Source organism: Psychrobacter sp. T6-1 (assembly GCF_052258445.1).
In genome coordinates this window covers 1-2,583 of sequence record NZ_JBQQFC010000320.1, presented here as the reverse complement: position 1 = coordinate 2,583, position 2,583 = coordinate 1, and the positions used below count along the sequence as shown (strand labels likewise).

General features: G+C 39.9%; 1 protein-coding gene and 1 pseudogene. Both read right to left on the bottom strand.

The window, feature by feature from the left end; translation table 11 throughout:
- Nucleotides 1–1,571 (bottom strand): hypothetical protein (locus ACTXGO_RS12225; protein WP_443574741.1); only part of this gene is annotated, 1,571 nt, incomplete at its 3' end.
- A gap of 242 nt (nt 1,572–1,813) precedes the next feature.
- Nucleotides 1,814–2,583, bottom strand: a pseudogene (locus ACTXGO_RS12220) (hypothetical protein); the annotation flags it as partial.

The window sequence follows — 2,583 nt, the reverse complement described above, 5'->3', positions numbered from 1 at the left end:
TTAGTAGTTACTATACCGTTTGCACCAATAGCAGGACTGCTAGAGATGTTGTAGTCAGCAGTAGCAAGCGCAGGATTAGCGAGTACCGATGTTACAAGAGCACCAGCTGTACCTTTTTTCTGCAACACATCGTCCATAATAAAGTTATCAATCTTTATATTAGCGCGGTTGGTCGCCGTGATTTTGTATGCAATACACCTGCCAGGTGCTATACCTTCAATCATTGCGGTACTAAACCCTGTAAGGGGAGTAGGCGCGTCATTGATACTGGCGTAGTTTAGTGTAGCAGGGCAGTCGTTTATGTACTGAGATTTTTTAAGCACTAAAGCGACGTTTTCGGCAATAACACGACCAAAGTCGTTATTTGGATAGTTATAAGTAGTCGCTGAAAATCCAGTATTACGACTGTCACTAGTAGTACGAATAGGATAAGTGTTTCCTGTTCGACTCTCAACAAGGCAAAGATTTGTATTATTACCTAAAGTAGTTCTAGGAATACTAATCTGATAAGCACCAGTCGGTGCCCCAGTTTTGAGAACTGATTGGGTTGGATAAGTAGTTCCAGGGTTTGCACAATTTGCCAACCTCACCGTACTTCCGCTGATACCTGACTCTTGAGGAGGATTAAATACGCCATTAAAATAGTTTGGTCTATTAGAATAGGTACCGCTACTGATATTAGCATTGTTTGCATCAGCCTGAGTATCCGTGATTCCGCCATTGTCATTGAATACAGTACCAGAGAAAATATACTGCGGAACATAGCAATAGTTATCTAAACTAAGAAAGATCTGCTGGTTTGTCGGATTGTCATTGTTAAAAATACGAAAATCAGCATTGGAGTAACGAACTTTTACAGATTTTACAGGTTCTGAAAATTGTACAGATCCCTGACAAGTTGTACCTAAAGCGTTGGCGGGGCAATTGGAGGTATTACCAAGAATGTATAACCCTACTCCAGGTGTGTTTGGTCTAGAATCATTAAAAGAACGAATTCTCGAATCAGTTATTGCTTGATAAGAGCCATCAATAATACTTCCATTTGCAGTAACTCCTGTAAACAGAACATAATCATCAAAACTGTTTCCATTACTACTGTTTGCAAAGTCAATGTCAAAAGCACTAAGGGCAACATTAGTTAAAAATATTGGCTGTTCTGTAATTCTATTGCGAAAATCAAATTCAATCGAAGTAACTGATTGCATATTAGGAAAGTCACGGAATACATTAAATACGCCTTTGTTGCTTACTGTTGTTGCAGTAAAAGAACTATTACCTGTAGGAGGCCCGTTGCTCTCTGTTATCGTCATCTTGATTTGTAACGGAATACTACCTGCAGCGTCACCCGCTACATTTACAAAACTGCCTAAAGAGGATGCTAATCTCGAATAATCTGAATCATCTAAACCACTTTTTTCAAAACCAGCATCACAGGTTGCACCGGGGTTAGTAGCTAGTGCATAGGACGACTGACTACTAAAAATTAAAGTCACACACACAATAAAGATAAGTACTCTAAAGATAGACATACTCGTAAAATACGAATATAGAGAATGATGAGTGTTGTACATATTCTTGTGTCCTATGATCTAACTCTACCGAGTAATAAGCCATCTAGTCAAAACAGTAATGCTAATATAACAAGCTATACTAGCCATAGTCGTTACGAAAAACTAATACTATATTATGAAAGGTAGATATAGTAGGACGAAGTGCAAATGAAGGGAAATTTTATATATAAATGGGCACTTTTGGAGATAAAAGTGCCCATTTAGAGTAGAAGTAAAAATTGAGATAAACCGATAACTATCAATTAGTTCGACTGAGTCGTACCGTACTTGGTATTGAAATACAGTGTCGCTAAAGTAGGTTGACTGGTTGCTGCCGCTAAATTAAAGAAATTGGATTGAATCGTACCATTGGTATCGTAAGCGACGCTTGGACTGGCAACTGAGGTCGGCACAAATAACGGTGCTGGGCGCTTGAATACTGAGACCACAGGCGTACTTTGAATGGTATCACTAATCTGCACTTGCTGAAGTCCGATATGACCACGGTTATAAGCCTGAATGCGATAAGCAATACAATTACCTGGATCGACATCGCTAATAGGGTTGATACTAAAGCCTAGCGTTGGGTTCTCACTGCTACCAACACTTTGATAGTTAAGGCTATCATTACATTCATGAACGTATTGAGACTTGATCAGTACTAGAGCAGCATTTTCAGCGCGTACTTCGCCAAAATCTAAATTGCGAGAACCATTACTCTCAGTTTTATAGTCAAACACACCATTGACTAAGGTAACTTCACGCTTATCTGGCGTGGTATCTACCGTATAATCCCAAGTGCTTGGCTCATCCTGCACCACGCAGACACGAGTTCTATTAGTAAGCGCGCTGGCAGGTACAATAAAGTTGTATCTGCCTCTGGTCGCTTGCGTGTCTGAAACGGGCTGCGGATTGGCTGACGTAGTTGTGATATTGGTACCATTACAATCAGTCAAACGTATGCTCATGCTCGCATCATATATGCCAGATTCAGTCGCACTATCAAAGACTGTATTAAAGTAATTGGCATTAC